Source organism: Bacillus sp. 05T31, from assembly GCF_056396725.1.
Map to the genome: position 1 here is coordinate 1 of NZ_JBFTMA010000563.1, position 2,992 is coordinate 2,992.

General features: G+C 36.0%; 2 protein-coding genes. Both read right to left on the reverse strand.

The window, feature by feature from the left end; translation table 11 throughout:
• Positions 1 to 152 precede the first annotated feature (152 nt).
• Positions 153 to 2,249 carry a vWA domain-containing protein gene (locus tag AC1DJR_RS24215; protein WP_477003692.1) on the reverse strand — a complete coding sequence of 699 codons (2,097 nt, stop codon included), beginning with the start codon at positions 2,247 to 2,249 and terminating at the stop codon, positions 153 to 155.
• A gap of 255 nt (positions 2,250 to 2,504) precedes the next feature.
• Positions 2,505 to 2,843 carry a VOC family protein gene (locus AC1DJR_RS24220; RefSeq protein ID WP_131245328.1) on the reverse strand — a complete coding sequence of 113 codons (339 nt, stop codon included), beginning with the start codon at positions 2,841 to 2,843 and terminating at the stop codon, positions 2,505 to 2,507.
• Between the last annotated feature and the right edge of the window lie 149 nt (positions 2,844 to 2,992).

The following is a 2,992-nucleotide window of genomic DNA, read 5'->3' on the forward strand; positions in this document are numbered from 1 at the left end:
TATTTGATGTGTGACAGTACTACCGATTCCACCTAAGCCAATTAAAATTGTTGGAACTTGTAATGTCATGTGAACCACCTTCCTATTCTTGCTTGTTTGAAAAGAAGAATAAAGAGAGCCGGGCCTCCTCCGCCCCTCTTACACCCTATCTACTATTCACATTCGTACCGGTAAATCTCCTTACCATATCCTCTATCAATTACTAAAAGTTCATTTGGATACAACGTCTTATGCTCCATTCCTACCTCTTCCTCTGTTATAAACATCCCATCAATAATCATCCCAACCACTTGCGATTCTTTTGCTACAAATATAGATTTCGATCCTTTTTTCGCTATTAATGTTACAGATTGCACCGTCTTTCTTTCTGCTCGGAATGGAATGCCAAAATAGTGCTTCCACCATTTATTTTTAAGTAACTCTGGTTCAGATTGATAAAGCCAATCTTTCGCTACTTCTTGATCCCATTCGTAATATAGTAATGCTTTCCGATGAAATCTCGGACGAACAATCCATCCTAAAATAATAATTCCTACTATTAAAAGTAATAAAGTGATAGGAATTACAAATTTAAAAACGAGCGCATACTTCTCAAAAAACGGCGCATTTTCAATGTGCAGTACAATCTTTTCCTTTACTTCTTGTAATTTTGAATCATTGATCGTGATGGTAGCCTCTACGGTGCCGGTATCTGTAAAATTGAATGTGTCGGAGTAATAAGGTCGAGGATAAACATAAACTTGACTACCATGCTGTTTTAATTCATAGTTGATCGATTGATTCGATGTGACACCAGTAGATTTTAATAGTTTCTTTACAGCCTCTTCTGTCATCGGTTTACCATTTAACTGGGGCTGTAAAACAAATGGTTTACTATTTTCTAAATTTGTTACCTTTTCTTCATAATCTTTCGTAACAGCTTGAAGTGTTAATTTTGGTTTTTCAGCTGGTTCAATCTTGAATTCTTTCGTCTGTCTATAAAATCCCTTTATATTCATATGGACTTTCCCGCGTACTAACTCTTTACCAACCTTTGTCTCGTAATAAAACACATGTCTTTTATCATCCCACTTCATCGGATACTGCTTTCCGTCTATTTCTACTTCTGCTTCGAAATAAGAAGTTTGAATTGGTAATTCAGTAGGTTTCGCTTCAATAACAGCTGTCACACCTTCATACATTTTCTCAACATTTTTTCTATCTTTATCATCTTTGTCGTACGTAGAAACAGTATAATTAAGCGCTGGTTCAACAAGTACTTGTAATCCCTCTTTCTCAATGTCCTGATCCACTTCTATCGTATATGTCCCTGGCTTAATCACTTCCTGATTCGCTGTACTTACATGCACTATATTTCCGAATAATTTAGCTTCTCCTGGTGCATGTATRGAAAAAGAAGACTGCAATTGTAACGGTTTGGAAAGTTGCATAACTTTATAATTAGACAAAGAAGGTGATTGTCGTACAAGCGTCATACGCTTTAATGGAAACGGTGTTGTAATCTCTACTTTTTYCCCTACTATTTTCGTTTTGACAATCGATTCAACAGAAGAAAATGGATCACGATTTGCAACTAATGCTGCCACTTGATTCACACTTTGTACAATACCATCCTCACCGCTAGACGGCATGACAACTCCATTCATTTCTTTTTTCCAAATCTCTTTAAACGTATTTAACTGCTCTTTCTCTTGCTGCCCTAAATCCTCTTCCATCGTGATTAAGACTGGGTGTAAAGAGATCTTTTTAGAATCCATTTCTTTCTTAAACTGTGCTAACTTCTGTGTAATTTGTTCTTTTCCACCAACCTTATCTTTCTCCAAATCATTAAATGCCCCGTCAGTTAATACAATAAGCCAAAATTCACGTTTCCCATCTATATCTGCTTCCTTTTTTATAGATTGCATCGCCGTTTCTACTGCGCTAAATGGAGTATTTAAATATGTTTTCCACGCGCCGATCCCCTCAATTTCTGTTTGCCTTTGATCCTTTGTTAACGAAATGTTTAACGAATCATTTGGCTTACTCATTGGAACGTAAGAAAATTTATCTTTCTCATCTAATAGCGCAACTAAACTTTGCAAAGCGTAATTGGCATACTTCCAGCGATCGTTATTTCTCATGCTGCCCGAATCATCATATACAAGTGAAACGACCCTTTCCTTTGCCTCCTCTCCTTTTGCAAAAGCTGAAAAAGGTAAACATATAAATAGAAACAACATGAACGTGGCACAAATTCGAATTTTCATGATGAGGCTTCGCCACCTTTGTAGACAAATTCCTATGTTTAAATTTATGAGAGGAAACAAGATATATGACTTGTATTTTAGGACAACGAACGCACCATAACTTTATTATGTAAATAGATATATAACTTGGTAATATTCCTTCTAGCATTTTCTATCCAATTATATARGTAAAAAAGCCTGTTTAAGCTCCACCCTTAAAACAGACTTTTCCTACTTTTAAAATTAAAAACTCYTAACAAAAAGTTTGATTTTWAATTAGCACATCACTTCAATTGTATATCCTCCAGGTGCTTCAACATAAAACGTATACGCATGTGCATGTTTAGGAGGTTCGACTGGAAATCCGTCTTCCTTCAATCTTTGATTAATTTTATTAACTTGTTCTTCATTTTCTTGTGGAAATCCTACATGAAATGTTTTCGGATATCGCACCTCCTTCCCCTTCATTAAAGTTAATATAAACCCATCATTATCACGCATAACTGCGAAGCCATTCCCTCTTGCTCCACCACAAGTTAAACCAAAATACCTTTCTAAAAATTCTCTAGCAGCTGTTACATCTGTAACTGTTAAATTAAGATGATTAATTTTCAATTCACTCACCTTCTTTCTTAATTTTCTGATATTTTATCATATAAAGTGAAACTTTAATCAGTGGAGGTTCTGTTCATCCCCCACTGATTATTAGCCCTCACCAATCGGGCGTTTACGGGCAGCAGGGCTCCCAGCTACCTTCTTTGCTC